The organism is Stieleria sp. JC731, from assembly GCF_020966635.1.
Lineage (GTDB): Bacteria > Planctomycetota > Planctomycetia > Pirellulales > Pirellulaceae > Stieleria.
Map to the genome: position 1 here is coordinate 544,279 of NZ_JAJKFQ010000011.1, position 16,043 is coordinate 560,321.

Genomic DNA, 16,043 nt, shown 5'->3' on the forward strand with positions numbered 1-16,043 from the left:
TCTTGTTCATTTTTTGATACACCCGGTGGATGTAGACGGTTTAAATGAAGCAGCGATTCGAATGGCATTGCCGTTCGTTTCTTACTTTCCCCATCAGCCTGCCGCTTCATTTAATCTGCAATGCCGAACGCCCACCATGCTTCTCGTCGTCAGTTTTTGTCTACAGCCGGTTTGATTGCCGGTGCCGGGTGCTTGTCTTCCCAAGCTCCTACGCTCGCAACAGAGGCGTTCGCTCGCAAGGGCGATCCGAGATTCAAAGTCGGATTGGCCGCCTATTCTTTACGCGACTACTTTTCTTTTATGAAGGGGAAAGCAAAGAAGCCAGTCGATCCCGCCAAGGCCATCGATATGGTTGGATTCTTGGATTACTGCGTCGCGCAAGGTTTCGATGCGGCAGAGCTCACAAGCTATTTTTTCAAGCCGGACGCCAACGACGCGTATTATCTGGAACTTAAAAGACAAGCGTTTCTGAAAGGTGTGACGATCTCAGGGACCGCGATCGGAAACAATTTCACCAGGGGAGCCGGCGACAAACTGGATCAGGAAATCGAGACCGCAATCGAATGGATTGATCGAGCCGCAACGCTTGGCGCACCACACATTCGATTCTTTGCCGGGACGGGAAAGGAGTTGGACGATCATCCCGAGCGTTTCGACGATGCTGTTGCGGCGATGAAGAAGTGTGCTGAACACGCTGCCCAAAAAGGTGTCTTCCTGGGCATTGAAAACCACGGAAACCTACGATCGGATCAATTGATCGCCTTGATCAATGCGGTCGATCATCCGTGGGTCGGAATCAATTTGGATACCGGCAATTTCTTCACCGATGATCCTTACGGTGATCTGGAAAAGTGTGTCCCCTACGCGGTCAATGTTCAGGTCAAGGTCAGCATGCGAAAACCTGATCGCACCAAATATCCGGCGGACATCCCTCGTGTGGGCAGGCTACTCAAGGACGCCGGATACCAAGGGTTTGTGATTTTGGAATACGAGGATGAAGATCCATACGAGAACATTCCGCAAGCTCATCAGCAACTCCGAGAAGCCTTGTTGTAGGCGAGTAGCAGCACGGTCGCCGCCGCGGTCGGCAGGCAACTCGTCAGCTGAGGCGGTACAGATTACGCAGGTGTCGCAGTCCAAGCGATTCAACCGATACAGCCGGAATTGTTTCGTACCAGTCGAATCGAATTCCGAGTCAATTAATCAAGTAGACGCTTCGTCAGGGACGGAATCGGACTAGTTTCTTGTTGTGCGAGGGACGCGACCCAGCGAGATCGTGACAACAAGATATTAAGCGTCCCCCCGTGCGAGGCGTGGTCGGTTCTTCGGAGCTGGCCTCGCCTTTTTTTATGCGCCGATCACTTCCAGATTTGGGGCTCTTCCCCTCATGTGCCTGTTCGCACGATCGCGGCGTTTCTGACTAGACAGTTGGTTTGGAACGTTACAGCGAACAACCACGCGATTTCAGCGGGTTTCCAACGTTCTTTTCGCTCGAAATCCGGCTTCGAAACGCCCTTCTCGCCGATTCAAAGCGGCCCGCCAACATCCTGTGACCGAATGTGTCCCCGGTGTCGCGATATTACTCCTGCAAGCGACGAGGAACTCACCGCACAACTTACTCCTCTCGCTACCACCCAGAACAATGCGACTTAACTGACGGAGAAAGCGATGAAAGATATTTTGCGTCGAGCCATGATCGACTCGGAAACGTTCGTTGTAGAAATGGAATACGCGGACGCCAAAGGCAATCTCACACGACGGATCGTCAGCCCAATTCGATTTGTGGGCAGTGACCGAGTCCTGGCGTTGTGCCTGTGCCGTGAAGAGCCACGGCAATTCTATCTATCACGGTGCTCGAACCTGCGTTTGATCCCGGCTGCCGAGGTGATCATGCCAGTTCCAATGATGCCGGTCGCCGCACCGATGGTGGGCGCTGGGATGGAAGTTTGCGCGGTCTGATGCGTGCTTGATCAGCGTTTCAAACAAGGAAGTCATAGTGCAGACGACAGCGTGCAGCAACGATTCGCAGCGGCATCACAATCGCTCAACCACAACATCATGCCGAATGAGTTTTCTCACGCGTTGCGGCGCCTCTCATTCGGTTGCGCCCCGTAATAAGTCGTGCCGATCGATCGCGGTTAAAGAATGCCCACCCCCACTGGACCAATACCAAAATTCGGTTGCGAAACCGGGTGATGTACATCAGGTGGATCAGCAGCCAAATCGCCCATGCGACAAAGCCATGCAATTTGAATTTGCCAATACTTCCAACAGCATGCAGCCTTCCGATGACAGCCAAGCTGCCTTTGTCAAAGTACCGGAACGTTTTGCGGGGTTGTTTCGCTAAATCGGCACGGATGCACTTCGCCGCATGATGGCCCATTTGACTAGCGACCGGAGCCAAGCCAGGAAGTTCTCCCTTCTTAGCGTCGTTGAACGAAGCCAGATCACCGCAAACAAAAATGTGATCATTCGATTCCAAACTGCAATCCGATGTCACCGGAACTCGTCCGCCACGAGCAGCCGTCAATCCGGCTTGTTGGCACAATTGAACTCCCAGTGGTGAAGCCTTTACTCCGGCTGCCCAAATGATATTCCGTGTGCCAATGGTTTCCTTCGAATCACCATCACGTGACGTAAGCAAGACGCTATGACGTTGAACATCAGTTACATGAAAGCCAGTCATGACTTTGACGCCCAGTGCTTTCAACGCACGGGTTGCTTTCTGTGGCAAAGGGCTCGGGAAAAAGTGAAGCGGTGCGTCGGAGGGTTCGACCAGGATGACCTTTGCTTGGGTCGGATCGATTTTGCGAAACTCATGCTTCAGCGTCCGATACGCGACCTCTGCCAACGCACCGGCAAGTTCACATCCGGTCGGTCCGCCACCAACAATGACAAAGGTAAGCAGTTCATCGATGACATTCGGATCGTCTTCCAACTCGGCCGCTTCGAAAGCTTCCAGAATCTTGGCGCGGATTTCAGTCGCGTCCTCGACTGTCTTCAAGCCCGGCGCAAATTCAGACCAGTGGTCGTTTCCAAAATAATGGTGGGTCGACCCTGTCGCGACGACCAGATAGTCAAAGTGAAGCTCCGAATGGCTCAGTTGGACACGTCGGCTTTCCAAATCAAATTCTTCGACTTCGTCCAACAACACTTCGACGTTGTCGTGTTTTTCAAGAATTGCACGCAGGGGGCTGGCGATATTGGCTGGAGACAATTCCCCCGTTGCAACCTGATAAAGCAGCGGCTGGAACAAATGAAAGTTGCGCCGATCGACCAGTGTCACGTCAACCGGCGCCCGCTTGAGTTGTTGTGCCGCGGCAAGCCCCGCAAAACCACCACCAATAATCACGACGTGTGGAGTGGATTTTTGTTCCAGTTGAGTGTTCATCGGGCCGGGACCATCTCCGGAATATCAGGCAAAAAGGGTGCGAGCAAGCAACGTGATTTCGTTTAATCGAAACGGGCGTTTACCAATACAAAGTCCCATTATTGACCCTACTTGCCGATTCGCCCATGACCGGCGTAGGCAAACGAGAAGGTTTCTCAGCGACTTTACAAAAGGCAATTTGGTGCTTTGCATGTCCACCGCGGGTTTCGCTGTCCAAAGAGGCAGCCTGGCTGGTTTTCGTCCAAGTTTTCTAGGTGATTCACGAATCTGCGAATGATTCGGTCCGTTCGGCACATCATCTGCTGATGTGTGGAGCAAGTTTTCCGACTGACAAATGTGATGAAGGTTTAGTCCGATGAATGGTTCATACCGGCTTGGGAAGTTCGCTGATATCGACGTTTACGTCCACTGGACGTTCATGCTGTTACTCGCATGGGTTGGTGGATCCGCAATCTGGGGTGGGGCTACATTTGCCGCTGCGATCGTTAACGTGACACTCGTCATTTGTGTGTTCGCGTGCGTCTTGGCCCACGAATACGGGCATGCGCTCGCAGCCCGACGTTATGGGATCCCCACTCACGATATCACCCTACTGCCCATTGGCGGGGTCGCGCGATTGCGTGAGATCCCCGAGCGTCCACGTGAGGAGCTTGTGGTGGCAATCGCTGGCCCAGCGGTCAACGTTGTCATCGCGACATTTCTCGCAGGTGTGCTCGCATTCTTAGGAAGTCCGATGGTTCCGGAGTCGATGTTGGCCGGAACCGGAGGTGCGATTCCATTTCTGCAAAGCCTGATGTCGATCAACGTCATGCTTGTGCTGTTCAACTTGATTCCCGCTTTCCCGATGGACGGCGGTCGCATGCTACGCGCACTGCTAGCGATGAAGTTGAATCGAATCCGTGCGACGGATATTGCCGCAACCGTTGGGCAAGTACTTTCGTTCGGACTTGGGTTTATGGGCCTGTTCGGAAATCCGTTTCTGATCTTGATTGCTGTTTTTGTATTCTTCGGGGCTCGTGCTGAGGCACAGCATGTTCGTTCGACAACATTGGTTAGCGATCTACCAGTTCGCGCCGCAATGATCGCGCACATGCAGACTGCTCAAGGTGATGACCATCTTCAGCATTTGCGAGACCTGTTATTGGACGGTTCACAACAAGACTTCCCCGTTCTAGACGAGCATGGTGATCCGGTCGGGCTGATCTATCGCAATGACATTGTCAACGGATTGCAGCGAGGAATGCAGCATGCCCGAGTTCACACCATGATGCACCCACTCGATGAAGTTTCGATGGCACCATCGGACTCATTGCGCTCCGCTATGGTACGATTGCAGGATGCCGAAGTTCCCGCCTTGCTGGTAATCAACGGTGGTCGGTTGGTCGGATTGTTAACTCGCGAAAACATCGCGGAGCTGCTGATCTTTCGCGAAACTGATCCGGAGTTCGTCCCACCAGTAGCATTCCGTCGCGAGTCGATGGTGCATTAGTTCGAGCCAACGTGACGGCTGGGTTGATTCCGGTATCGCAAGTTTCGATCGGAGTAGCACACCTGCCGCTCCGAACTTAGAACCCGCGAAATTATTCCGGTCAGTGATTTCTTTCGCAGGCGTTACGCATTGAGTTTGCTGATGAGGCTACACTGCAGGCAATGACACATACCGAATGTGTCAATCTGCAGTCGCTGGTCTCTCCACAAACGAGTTGCGAACGATGTTTGGTCGAACTCCATCTGTGATCGTCTTCATTGCGGTCTTGCTTGCGGTTATCGGAAAACCTTGCTCGTTCACCGTGGCTGATGACTCGCATCCAAATGTGCTGTTGATCATTACCGATGAGCATAATTTCCGAACGCTCGGCTGCTATCGCAAATTACTGCCTCCAGTGCAGGCCGAAATGTGGGGTAAAAATGCAATCGTTGAAACGCTGAATCTCGATCGCCTTGCCGATGAAGGATTAATTGGGACCCGGGCCTATGCTACAGCGCCAGTCTGCACGCCATCGCGTGCCGCGATGATCACCGGTCGCTACCCACACAATACCGGTGCGCCGCAGAACAACATGATTCTTGACCGCAGTATCCCGACGCTTGCGGATCGGTTGAACGAAGCTGGATACCGAACTTCGTTTATCGGCAAATGGCATTTGGGCGGTGCGGGGAAACCAGAGTGGGCTCCGAAAATAGACGGAGGCTTTGACAACAAGGACTTCATGTTCAATCGCGGCCATTGGAAGAAGTTCGAGATACTCGATGGCAAGCCACGTGTCGCTGCCCGTAAAAATGGACAACCGAACTACAACGTGGATGGTGCTGACGAACAATCCTTTGCGACCGACTGGTTAACCGATCGAGCACTCGACTTTATCAGTCAGCCATCGGAATCGCCGTTTTTCGCGGTGATCAGCTATCCTGATCCACACGGACCCAATACCGTTCGCGAACCCTACGATCATCGATTTGATGACCTACCATTCATGCCGCCACGGACCTATGAAACTGGAATCGAGCCGCCCGGTTGGCTGGGTGGTGGCTCAAAACATCCGCTGTTCAAGGGACCTGACATGTCTCGGTACTTTGGCATGGTGCAATGTATCGATGACAACTTTGGTCGCCTTTTGGCTAAGCTCGATCAACTGGACCAGCTCGATAACACCTTGATTGTGATGACAAGTGATCACGGAGACTTATGTTACGAGCACGATCGGCAGAACAAAGGCAACCCATACGAAGGTTCAGCGCGTGTTCCGTTGCTGATGAGGCTACCGGCAAAGATCAAAGCCGGGACCGTGTATCGCCATCCGGTTGGAACAGTCGATATCACACCCACTGTCATGGGACTGCTAGAACTGCCCAGTGAAAGTGGCGACGAAGGTCGTGATCTTTCGTCGGGCTTTACCGATCCCAAACGCGCGGCAGGTGAGACAATCACATTCCTTCGAAATGCGGGAACGAAGGCCGCTTGGGTTGCGGCTGTTGATGATCGCTACAAACTGATACTGTCAATCAGTGACCGACCATGGCTGTTTGATAATGAACAGGACCCAGATGAGCTGCTCAACTACTACCGTCGCCCCGGAACTGAAGGCGTGGCCGAACGTTTGGCAAAAGAACTCGTCAAATATGGCGAACGGACCGACGATCCATATCTGAACGATCCTAAAATTCAGCAGGCCTTGAATCAAATCTTGGGGCCAGCGTCAACAAGCACAACGAGTTCTACAGAGTGACAGGCAATTTGATCTACAAGATTCTTCCGCGTTCGGCATGGGAAGTCGCTTTGGAGAAGAAGGTGTTGTCCGGCCACGGTATAGATCTGGAGGACGGCTTCATCCATTTCTCTGCTGGCTCTCAGGTTGCAGGAACGCTGGGTCGTTACTTTACCGGTCAAGCCGATCTAGTTCTGTTAGCGGTCCGCGCCGATGGATTATCGAACTCTTTGCGATGGGAAGAGTCACGTGACGGAGAACAGTTTCCACATGTCTACGGCAACGTGCCCATCGAGGTCATCGAAGAGGTTTACGAGCTGCCGTTGGATGACAATGGTCTGCATCAACTACCAGAGTCGCTTGAATAGCTGCCCAGCGAGGTAGATCAGTAAGCCGATACACGGTTCAAGCCTATCGTGTTCTGGAACGGGGACCTCACGCCTCGTCCTGGACCTTTCAGCCAGGGCTAAAGCTGAAAAGTATCGTCGACTTTGCTGTAGTGGCGACGGCCAACGCGTCCAATTGTTTGCAGCACGCGCTCGTCTACCAAGTCATCATTGATGTGGAAGTAGACCACGTTCCCGATCACTAAATTGGCACCACCTGGACCGGTCCCCAATCCGATCGCGGAGTGCAAAGTACACTCCATCGTCGCGATAGATTCCTTGACCCGTGGAACATCGATTTTGACGCAAGCATCCGGAGTCACGCCGACTAGTTCGAATTCACTAATCTCGGCTGCAACCGGATCGGCAGATTGGTGCATCGGCCGAGCGGTTTCTTCGGTGACGATATTGACTGCGAATTGCCCGGTTTGCTGAATGTTTTTAAGCGTGTCTTTGGGCGATCCGTCAGGGTTGTTTGCCGGCGCGAAGCAAAGTGTTGGAGGGTTCGCACCGATTCCACTGAAGAAAGAAAATGGAGCGACGTTGTGGATGCCTTCGGACGATTTTGTCGAGACCCACGCGATTGGGCGTGGTGTGATCATCTGCACCATCCGCAAGTAGATCTCTTGAACAGACAGATTCGCAACGTCGAATTCCATTTCGATCAGTTCCCTTGTAGAAGTCCGACCATTGTGTCTTGCATCGGCTTTGACGCAGTGACACAGAATTTTGGTAACCAGTCGTCCAGTTCCGATCCGTCGTAGGCCGTCAGTTGTGCGCCCGCTTCACGCGCGATCACAGTGCCCGCTGCGGAATCCCACGCGCAGACATTGGTCGCCCAATACCCATCCAAACGACCTGCGGCGACGTAGCACATATTTAATGCACATGACCCCAAGCGACGCAGTGAGCGGCAACGCTCAAGAACTTTCACAAACCGAACGACTTCGGGTGAGTCGCCTTTGACACCGGCTGGAAAGCTGCATGCGACTAAAGCTTGTGAAAGATCGGTGCAATCGCTGACGTGAATCGGTTCACCATTAAGATGGGCACCCTGCCCGTCGACGGCTGAGTAAAGCTCGTTGGAAACTGGGTCCAGGATCACACCTAAGCGCATTTTGCCGTTGTGGTACAAACCGATCGAGACGGCAAATGACTGCAGTCGATGGACGTAGTTAACGGTGCCGTCTAACGGATCGACAACCCAGCACGGCGGTGCTTCGGGGGAGCCCTGGCGAACGGCTTCTGGTGGATCGTTCTCGCCTTCTTCTTCACCGACAAAGGCGTAGCCTTCGAAAGCGTCCATCAATATCGAGCGGATCGCTTTTTGGGACGCCAGGTCCGCATCGGTGACCAAGTCTTTGGGAGCTTTTTCAGAAACGGTGCGGCTGCCCCATCGGCTTAACAGTTCTGCAGCCCCGGCCCGGGCGGCTTCGATGGCAACGTCGAGGTGTTGTTGATTCACGGTTCAATTTCAAGTCGTCGAAGTTCTTCTAGCCATAAACGAATGTCATTGTTGTACTCGGTAGCCATGTCGCCGATAACCAGTTGACGGTGAAAAGCTGCGGCTCCGGTATCGACATGCTCGGCCGCTTCGGCGTTGGGGAACCGGCGTGTCGGGTCTGGAGAGATCAGACCGAGCAGAAACTGCATCAACAATTCGTTGCGACAAACTTCGCTAGGCAGGACTTCGCGTAGGCGACTAGGCAATTCGATCTTTGCGTTGATCAAATCACGTAGGTTTTCGTTACCGGCAAAGATGTTCCGTCCACTCAGCAACTCGATCAGAACATAGCCGACGCTAGCCAAGTCACTTCGCGGGGTCGCTCGTTCGTTTTCGAGCACTTCCGGTGCGGCGTAAAGCGGCGTGCACTCACGTTCCCGGGGTGGGTTCTTGTATTCGATCGCCGAACCCATATCGATCAACTTCGCATGACCGCTTCGTTTCAACATGATGTTGGCGGGTTTGACATCGCCATGCACGATGCCTTCGCGGTGTAACGCCGCAAGTGCCGCCAAGCAATCACGCATAATCGCAACCGCGACACCGGCCTTGAAACGCAAAAAGTCGTGGCCCTGCGTGATGATGACATCGTTGATGTAGCGGAAACGGCGGTTATCAAGATTACGTTTCAGCAGTGCTAAGCAGTCGGGCGATAGCAGTTGGCGAAGGTCATATCCATCGACCCATTCCATCATCATGATGCGGATGCGATGACGTTCAAAAAAGTTTTGTACCGCCAGCAGGTTGTCGTGCTGGATCAAGGCGACTTTGGAAGCGATCGTTGCAATGCGTCGCATCGCGTCTTCGTAAGCACGCGCGCTCTGGTAGTGTTCCGGCGAAAAAATCTTCATCGCGACCGGGACGGTAAATCCGTCCGTGCCGCGATATTCCGTCAAGTAAACTTCGCCTTGCCCACCACGTCCGAGCAGTCGAATCATGTGGTGGTGACCGGTCCAACTGATTTTTCGCCGATCGATTAAATGATCGTACCAATGGACAAGATCCGCGTCACCGGCGGCCCGGGGATGGCCGTCTCGGGTGATCGTCAAGTTAGGTTCGAAACGGGTTGTCGACTCCATCGAAGTGACGTTCCATCATGTTTGTTGTGGTAGACCGAATCTCGGTGGATCAGCAGGGTACCGAGTCGTTGATAGGAGGACGGTCCAACCAGGGGAAAAGTTCCACAGCGTTTGCTGCACCCTATTGTCACAGTGTACACCGTCGCGAGCATTGAAAAAGGCTCGTAAGGAGGGAATCAAGCCCGATCGAAAGGTGGGAGAGCGGACCTGAGGACGATTATTGCCCCTTGCGATGTCGATTCGTCCGGTCTAGACGATGACTTTTTTCTTCTTCCGTCAGCATGCCCCACCGCAACGCACGGTCCTGTTCGTACTGTTTGCCTAGCTGCAAAGCGATCGCCGCCTTTGCCATCTCGTAGCCAAGATAAAACGCATGTCCCGCATCGACATTGTCGGAGATCGGTTGCTGAAGTAGTTGACCGAACACTTCAAACGGGTCTCGGTCAGAGAGATGCAGGTCACGCGAGACGAGGTGAATGTTTTCATCTTGCGCGAACAGTCGATAGTTGTTGTCTTTGATCGACGACGCCAATTCATCGAACATTTCTGGGGAGAACGGCGTTTGCCTCGGATCACGTAACATGATCAGTGCGTCCGACATGTTTTTGGGTGGCGTTTGACGACTGACCGACGCGTACGCTAGCCGCCTTGCCGCATCGCATTCACGTACGCTGCTACGAGCCCAGTTGATGACCTCGGTCGTTAGAACGCTTTCGATTCCCAGTTCCTGGCAGATGCCCATTAGCAGCAGATTCACGCCAGCGGAATCAACATCGGAAAGCTCCGTCAAGTTGCCAATACCCATCATCATTGGCAGCTCCGGATAGCGTCGACGAACTTCCCAATATCTCACAAGGCTGTTTGCAAGACCGGCGCCGATCGGTTCCAAAATCGGATCCAATCGCATCGGAACATTTCTTCTCGCGAGATACTCAATTGTGTCATCTAAACTGTCCAAGTCGTCCGGCGTATCGGGAATTGCGACGACCTCGGTTTGCCAATTTTCGGCAAACTGGCGATTGCTCGAGTTGACACTTAGGACCAATGAGGCCCCGGCAGCGATCGCCTGTTCAGTTTCTTGGGGATTGAAGGTGTCAATGCTTACACTAGTCCCGAGTTCAACGACGGCCGAAACGTATTTTCCGATCTCGCTAGAAGGTAAAGACGGATCGCATCCAATATCGATGCGGTCTGCTCCATCGGCGATCATTCGCGCGGCGCGAAGAACCACCGAATCAACGCTCTGGCGAGTGACGTGGTTGATCTCGGCGATGATTTCGATGTCGTATCGATCCAGATTGACCGGTTCAGCAAGTTGACCAAACAGCGTTCCGATGTCGCGGCAATCTTTGGGGCCGATCACCAGCTTGGCGCCGATTTGATTCTCAAGAAGGTCTAAGTCTCGGTCGCAGTAACCAGGCAAAACAACATGTGTGACCGAAGGCGGCAGCGAAAAAGCAGGCCGTGAAAGATGCTTGGCAATCCAGCGAGGCGTCATCAGTGCCGCAACCGTGATGGGCATCACGCCGACGGAGTACTGAAATCCATGACGCGCGGCCAACTTTGAAACGACATCACGCACTGCCGGAGCAGCCAATTTGCCGGTGACGAAGTGATAGTGTTGGTCTTTGTAATCAGAGTTCATGCAGGTTCAGTTTCTGCAACGCGTCATCGGTAATGGAGCGGCGAATTGCACATGGCGTTCATTTTGATTTCGATCATTCGCTTTGAACGATTGGCAGACGCCAATTGAGCGTCGAAGCGATGAAACTTATCTCCGACAACGCAACCTGTTTCGCGATGCAGGGTATCGCAAATACCACCTTCTTAAATGCCTGTGCTGTCCGCTTTGTTGAACGAGTAGGCTTCCTTCAAGCAACAGTGATCTCGAAGTGTGGTATCGCAGCGTGCAAGTCTCGCAGGTCACCGATCAGTGTATCGTAATTGATCAACGGTACGTAGTCGCGTTGCGTCTTGTAATGCGATCGTCAGTCGATCAATTCAGGCTCTGTTGAAAGGCTGGTGGTAGCGTTTTCGAATGCTGTATCGATGATGCGATGAAGGTGACAATCAATGCGGCCGAACAAGTTTTTTAGAACCACCGCTTGACATGCTATTGACGTTTGCGAGCCAGTCCGTACAACTTCAATTAGCGAGAGATTCGTGATCGATTTTAATGAGCTTGTTGGATACGAGCGAGTTAACTTCGACGTGGCCGGGATCTCTCGTTTTTTTATGCGCTCACATGTCGGATCGTTACTTCTACACGATCGCCTAACAACGCGTTGTCTTGCGTTTCATGGCTGGATCAAACTGGCCGACTATTTGTCTGCCGAATGAACGAATTCAAGACAAAGGCCACGCACGCGTTGATCGCAACCCGTCTTCGCAGAGTGTGTGAACAAAGCTGGGGTGTGAACAAAGTTTTCCCTTCCTGTTGTGATTCGCCATGAACGATTCGTCTGGATTAGATTCGCCAATTGAAATCGTTTGGCAGTGTGACATCGCGATCGCCGTTAATAAACCAAGCGGAATCGCAACTCAGGCACCGGCCGGTATCGACAGTGTTGAGACACGATTGACCAGTCAACTCGGTCGTGAGGAGGACTACTTGGCTTTCCCACACCGTTTGGATCGCGCGGTGAGCGGAGTATTGTTGGTCGCGTTAAGCAAACGGGCTGCGCGACTGTTGTCAGGACAGTTTGCAACTCGCAAAACCAGCAAGCAGTACATCGCGATTGTTGAAGGGACGGCTGATGTCGATGAGTGTTGGGAGGACTACCTTTGTAAGCTTCAAGGTAAGCCACAAACCGAAGTCGTTTCGGCTGAAACCGAAGGGGCAAAACGTGCAACGACAAATGTGTCAACGATCGAGATCGACCGTGACAACAATCAAACCAGACTGTTGCTCAAACCGCACACCGGCCGGATGCACCAGCTGCGTGTGCAAACGTCTTCTCGCGGATTTCCGATCGTCGGCGACGACTTGTATGGTGCGGAACATCCCGTTGATGCGGTTTCTAGCTCCGGGAATGAAAGCCATAGGCGAATCTTGCTTCACGCCTGTCAGTTGGACTTTCATCATCCGGTGAGCGGCAAACGCATCAGCGTGTTTGCACCCTGCCCATTTTAGACGCCATCGAATTGATTCCCGTCGAAGCGGAAAAATGGACGCCATGTGACGGCTCGTCCGGTCCGGCAATCTCTCTGGCGGATGAAAACTTTTGTGTTCCTCGCAGCAGCGTCGAACAGCGGGTTACTTGGGACCGCCGATCTGCGGTATCTAGACTGAAAGACAGATGTGGGGCACACTCTGGGTGGTCGCATTTCACCAGTTAGGCGTTCTAAAATGACTCGTATCGGTGCCGTCTCGTACTTAAACACCAAGCCATTGATTTATGGTTTGCGTGAATCGCTACGCGATGGTGATTCACTTGTCTTGAATCTACCCAGTCGACTTGCGGAGCAATTGGATCGAGGCGAATTGGATGTCGCTTTGATCCCATCGGTCGAGTACTTCCGTGGGCTGGCTTCGCACCGTCCGAGTGATCCGGCTGCCAACACAGGTGCTTCCGCTGCAAACGGTGTGTCGGCATCTAAATCGAATGCCGGTTCGACTGGTAGCTACCGAGTGATTTCGGATGCGGCGATTGCTTGTCGCGGTCCGGTTTGGAGCGTCCGATTGGTCAGTCGGGTGCCCGTTGATAAAATTCGCACTTTGGCGCTCGATGAGGGTAGTCGAACGAGTGCGGCTTTGGTTCGCGTCTTGCTATGGCAGATGTATCGGCTGCGGCCGGAAACAAAAGTGCTGCCCATCGAACAGCCGCCTGAGACTGCCGATGCGGACGCGATGTTGATTATTGGCGACAGGGCGATGCACCCAGAGACCGGTTTGTATGAAGAGATTTGGGATCTTGGTGATCGTTGGTGCCGCCACACCGAATTACCGTTTGTGTTTGCGATGTGGGTGGCGCGCCCCGGTGTCGATGTGGACTACTTGATTCCGCTTTTGGAATCGTGTCGCGACAATGGTTTGGAGGCGGCCGAATCGATCGCCCGGCGGTACGCAGCGTCGCATGGGCTGACAACCGAAGACCTGTATCGGTATTTTGCAGAGAACCTACACTTTACGCTTGGAACCCAAGAGCGCGCCGGTTTGTCAAAATTTCGGCTTGGCTGCGAAGAATTGGGGCTCGTGCCTGCTAGCGGGCAGCAACATGTTCGGACTAACGACTGAGATTGGTGATGATCGCAGAGATTTTGGATAAAGCAGTCGCGGGTGAGCGGATCAGCGGCGACGAAGCACTACAGTTGCTCAACAGCCATGACTTGGCTGCAATCGGCGCGGCCGCTGACAAGGTTTCACGGCGAATGCATCCCGAGCCGTATCGGACGTACAACGTCGATCGGAATATCAATTACACCAATATCTGCACCGCCGTTTGCCACTTTTGCGCCTTCTATCGCGGGCCGAAAAGTGATGAAGGCTATGTGCTGCCTCGTGAAGAACTGCTCAAAAAAGTCGAAGAGACCGCAGCGGTCGGTGGGAACCAGATCTTGCTGCAAGGCGGTTTGCATCCCAAGTACAAACTGGATTGGTACGAGGAGATGCTTCGGGACATCAAAACGGCGTTTCCGCAGATCAATATTCATGGATTCAGTCCACCGGAACTTCATCACTTCACCAAAGTCAACAAACTGTCCATCGAAGAAGTTCTGTCGCGTCTGAAAGAAGCTGGCTTGGGAAGCATCCCTGGCGGTGGCGCGGAAATTTTGGTCGACCGAGTTCGCGACGAGCTGACTCGTGGAAAGGTGATGAGTGATGATTGGCTGAACGTCATGCGCGTTTGGCACAAACTTGGCGGAATCAGTACCGCGACGATGATGTTCGGGCACGTCGAAACGCTCGCCGAACGTGTCGAGCATTTACAGCGAGTCCGCGACCTGCAAGACGAAACGAAAGGCTTTACCGCGTTCATTTGCTGGACATTCCAGCCCGATAACACCGACCTAAGCCATGTCCCCGCTAGCGGTTCATTCGAGTACCTGAAAACCCAAGCCGTTTCGCGATTGTTCCTCGACAACATTCCCAACATCCAAAGCAGCTGGGTGACCCAGGGCTTGAAGATGGGGCAATTGGCCATGCTGTACGGTGCCAATGATATGGGAAGCTTGATGCTCGAAGAAAACGTGGTTGCGGAAGCCGGAACAGTCCATTTTCTTTCGTTAATGCAGATTCGCGAGGCGATCGAAGAACTTGGGTTTCAGCCGCGCCAGCGAGACGTTTTCTACAATTTGGTCTCCGACGAATTGGAGCGTCAGGCGATCGAGGCCAACGGACAAAGCGGTCCAAAGGATCTCGTCCAGTTGGCTGTCTAGCATGTGCAGGCAAGACGGATTCGCAGCTGCAGGATATAATGGCTTCTCAGATTGCTGATCCGGACGTTGTTGGGCATTCGCATTGCGACCACGTCTTCGGTTGGCAAATGCCAGTCAACGCGCCTGCGGATCACAACGCATGACCTTTCGAGTTCAATTAGCGACCTACAACGGGCCGATGGACCTGTTGCTCTACTTGGCTCGGCGGCAGGAGGTCAGTTTGCATGAACTTTCACTCGCCAAAGTCATCAATCAATACGGCGAGTATCTTGAGTTGCTTCAGGAATTGGACCTGACCGATATCGGGGACTTCTTGGATCTGGCAAGCACCTTGGTCGAATTGAAGAGCCAAGCCGTGTTGCCAAAAACGATCGAGGAAGATGAGCCACAGGCCGAGCAACTGGACGATCCGCAAACGGAACTAGTCGAACGACTGTTGCAATACAAGGAAATCCGTGACGCGGCGTCGGTTCTGGATGAAATGGCCGGCCGCTGGCAGATGCGGTATCCTCGGTTGTCAGACGATCTTCCCAAACGTCGTATCGATCCCGGAGACCAGCCGATTGCCGACCTCGAAATTTGGGACTTGGTCAGTGCTTTCGGGCGGATCATGCGTGAGGCGTCTGGGCCTCCGCCTACAGAGGTGATCTACGACGATACGCCGATCCACGTTTACATGAAGCGAATCCACGTGCAGCTTTCCCACGTGTCACGTGTCCCATTGATGGACCTTTTGGATACCGGGTTGCACAAGTCCGCCGTGATCGGATGGTTTTTAGCAACGCTAGAATTGACCCGTCACCACGGGGCAGCTGTCGAAGAGGACGAAGGTGGCGACATTGTGATTGTCAAAACCGAGCATTATTCATCGGAGCTTTCGGTCAACGAGGTCGATAACTACGGCAGCAACGGTAAAGTGGCAACCAATTTGCCCAACCAGCCTCGCTAAGTTGTCATCAGCGACTAAGTCATCAATACTTTCGCTGAGTTTCCTTTAAACTCGAAAGCGGATTTTGATTTCAGCAAAGCTGGCATCAGGCCATTGCCAAGCCTCCGATAGGGCCACACGACACAACTTGATCGATCTTGTAGCAAACG

14 protein-coding genes are annotated in these 16,043 nt (G+C 53.2%); 9 read left to right on the top strand and 5 right to left on the bottom strand.

Annotated elements, in window-relative coordinates; translation table 11 throughout:
* The first annotated feature begins 120 nt into the window (after window positions 1-120).
* Entirely contained in the window at window positions 121-1,056 is a 936-nt protein-coding gene (locus tag LOC67_RS18960) for a sugar phosphate isomerase/epimerase family protein (protein WP_230264283.1), read from the top strand.
* Window positions 1,057-1,668: 612 nt separating this feature from the next.
* The gene (locus LOC67_RS18965; protein ID WP_230264284.1) at window positions 1,669-1,959 is read left to right on the top strand and encodes a hypothetical protein; all 291 of its coding nucleotides are present in this window, start codon (window positions 1,669-1,671) and stop codon (window positions 1,957-1,959) included.
* A 97-nt stretch (window positions 1,960-2,056) separates the two neighbouring features.
* On the opposite strand, the gene LOC67_RS18970 is transcribed toward LOC67_RS18965, so the two are convergent.
* Window positions 2,057-3,391, bottom strand: a complete 1,335-nt coding sequence (locus tag LOC67_RS18970) for an NAD(P)/FAD-dependent oxidoreductase (protein WP_230264285.1) — start codon at window positions 3,389-3,391, stop codon at window positions 2,057-2,059.
* 355 nt (window positions 3,392-3,746) lie between these two features.
* Between LOC67_RS18970 and LOC67_RS18975 the strand changes: the two genes are divergently transcribed.
* From LOC67_RS18975 to LOC67_RS18985, 3 genes are all read left to right on the top strand, one after another.
* Entirely contained in the window at window positions 3,747-4,880 is a 1,134-nt protein-coding gene (locus LOC67_RS18975; protein ID WP_230264286.1) for a site-2 protease family protein, read from the top strand.
* 223 nt (window positions 4,881-5,103) lie between these two features.
* The gene (locus LOC67_RS18980; RefSeq protein WP_230264288.1) at window positions 5,104-6,618 is read left to right on the top strand and encodes a sulfatase; all 1,515 of its coding nucleotides are present in this window, start codon (window positions 5,104-5,106) and stop codon (window positions 6,616-6,618) included.
* The gene (locus LOC67_RS18985; protein WP_230264289.1) at window positions 6,615-6,965 is read left to right on the top strand and encodes a DUF952 domain-containing protein; all 351 of its coding nucleotides are present in this window, start codon (window positions 6,615-6,617) and stop codon (window positions 6,963-6,965) included. Before LOC67_RS18980 ends, LOC67_RS18985 begins: the two co-directional genes overlap by 4 nt.
* A 98-nt stretch (window positions 6,966-7,063) precedes the next feature.
* Here LOC67_RS18985 and LOC67_RS18990 read toward each other — a convergent pair whose 3' ends face one another.
* The 4 genes from LOC67_RS18990 to LOC67_RS19005 all read right to left on the bottom strand — a co-directional run bounded on the left by LOC67_RS18990 (window position 7,064) and on the right by LOC67_RS19005 (window position 11,211).
* Window positions 7,064-7,642 (bottom strand): flavin reductase family protein, encoded by a 579-nt coding sequence (locus LOC67_RS18990; RefSeq protein ID WP_230264291.1) that lies wholly within the window; start codon window positions 7,640-7,642, stop codon window positions 7,064-7,066.
* 5 nt (window positions 7,643-7,647) lie between these two features.
* A complete protein-coding gene (locus LOC67_RS18995; protein ID WP_230264292.1) occupies window positions 7,648-8,448 on the bottom strand; it encodes an inositol monophosphatase family protein in 801 nt (266 codons plus the stop codon).
* Window positions 8,445-9,566 (bottom strand): serine/threonine protein kinase, encoded by a 1,122-nt coding sequence (locus LOC67_RS19000; protein ID WP_230264293.1) that lies wholly within the window; start codon window positions 9,564-9,566, stop codon window positions 8,445-8,447. The genes LOC67_RS18995 and LOC67_RS19000 overlap by 4 nt, the downstream gene beginning before the upstream one ends.
* A gap of 217 nt (window positions 9,567-9,783) precedes the next feature.
* Window positions 9,784-11,211, bottom strand: coding sequence for a DUF6513 domain-containing protein (locus LOC67_RS19005; RefSeq protein WP_230264294.1), 1,428 nt, complete (start codon window positions 11,209-11,211; stop codon window positions 9,784-9,786).
* A gap of 804 nt (window positions 11,212-12,015) precedes the next feature.
* Between LOC67_RS19005 and LOC67_RS19010 the strand changes: the two genes are divergently transcribed.
* The 4 genes from LOC67_RS19010 to LOC67_RS19025 all read left to right on the top strand — a co-directional run bounded on the left by LOC67_RS19010 (window position 12,016) and on the right by LOC67_RS19025 (window position 15,894).
* The gene (locus LOC67_RS19010) at window positions 12,016-12,699 is read left to right on the top strand and encodes an RluA family pseudouridine synthase (RefSeq protein ID WP_230264295.1); all 684 of its coding nucleotides are present in this window, start codon (window positions 12,016-12,018) and stop codon (window positions 12,697-12,699) included.
* Between the two features lie 216 nt (window positions 12,700-12,915).
* Window positions 12,916-13,803, top strand: a complete 888-nt coding sequence (locus LOC67_RS19015; RefSeq protein ID WP_230264296.1) for a menaquinone biosynthetic enzyme MqnA/MqnD family protein — start codon at window positions 12,916-12,918, stop codon at window positions 13,801-13,803.
* An 8-nt stretch (window positions 13,804-13,811) separates the two neighbouring features.
* Window positions 13,812-14,945 carry a cyclic dehypoxanthinyl futalosine synthase gene (gene mqnC / locus LOC67_RS19020; RefSeq protein ID WP_230264297.1) on the top strand — a complete coding sequence of 378 codons (1,134 nt, stop codon included), beginning with the start codon at window positions 13,812-13,814 and terminating at the stop codon, window positions 14,943-14,945.
* A 139-nt stretch (window positions 14,946-15,084) separates the two neighbouring features.
* Complete coding sequence (locus LOC67_RS19025) at window positions 15,085-15,894, top strand: segregation and condensation protein A (RefSeq protein WP_230264298.1); 810 nt, start codon at window positions 15,085-15,087, stop codon at window positions 15,892-15,894.
* The last annotated feature ends 149 nt before the right edge of the window (window positions 15,895-16,043 follow it).

What these genes read in the sequence shown, in the direction of transcription:
- LOC67_RS18960 (WP_230264283.1), top strand. Translation starts at nt 121, where the DNA reads ATGCCGAACGCCCACCATGCTTCTCGTCGTCAGTTTTTGTCTACAGCC.
- LOC67_RS18965 (WP_230264284.1), top strand. Translation starts at nt 1,669, where the DNA reads ATGAAAGATATTTTGCGTCGAGCCATGATCGACTCGGAAACGTTCGTT.
- LOC67_RS18970 (WP_230264285.1), bottom strand. Translation starts at nt 3,391, where the DNA reads ATGAACACTCAACTGGAACAAAAATCCACTCCACACGTCGTGATTATT.
- LOC67_RS18975 (WP_230264286.1), top strand. Translation starts at nt 3,747, where the DNA reads ATGAATGGTTCATACCGGCTTGGGAAGTTCGCTGATATCGACGTTTAC.
- LOC67_RS18980 (WP_230264288.1), top strand. Translation starts at nt 5,104, where the DNA reads ATGTTTGGTCGAACTCCATCTGTGATCGTCTTCATTGCGGTCTTGCTT.
- LOC67_RS18990 (WP_230264291.1), bottom strand. Translation starts at nt 7,642, where the DNA reads ATGGAATTCGACGTTGCGAATCTGTCTGTTCAAGAGATCTACTTGCGG.
- LOC67_RS19000 (WP_230264293.1), bottom strand. Translation starts at nt 9,566, where the DNA reads ATGGAGTCGACAACCCGTTTCGAACCTAACTTGACGATCACCCGAGAC.
- LOC67_RS19005 (WP_230264294.1), bottom strand. Translation starts at nt 11,211, where the DNA reads ATGAACTCTGATTACAAAGACCAACACTATCACTTCGTCACCGGCAAA.
- LOC67_RS19010 (WP_230264295.1), top strand. Translation starts at nt 12,016, where the DNA reads ATGAACGATTCGTCTGGATTAGATTCGCCAATTGAAATCGTTTGGCAG.
- LOC67_RS19015 (WP_230264296.1), top strand. Translation starts at nt 12,916, where the DNA reads ATGACTCGTATCGGTGCCGTCTCGTACTTAAACACCAAGCCATTGATT.
- mqnC (WP_230264297.1), top strand. Translation starts at nt 13,812, where the DNA reads ATGATCGCAGAGATTTTGGATAAAGCAGTCGCGGGTGAGCGGATCAGC.
- LOC67_RS19025 (WP_230264298.1), top strand. Translation starts at nt 15,085, where the DNA reads ATGACCTTTCGAGTTCAATTAGCGACCTACAACGGGCCGATGGACCTG.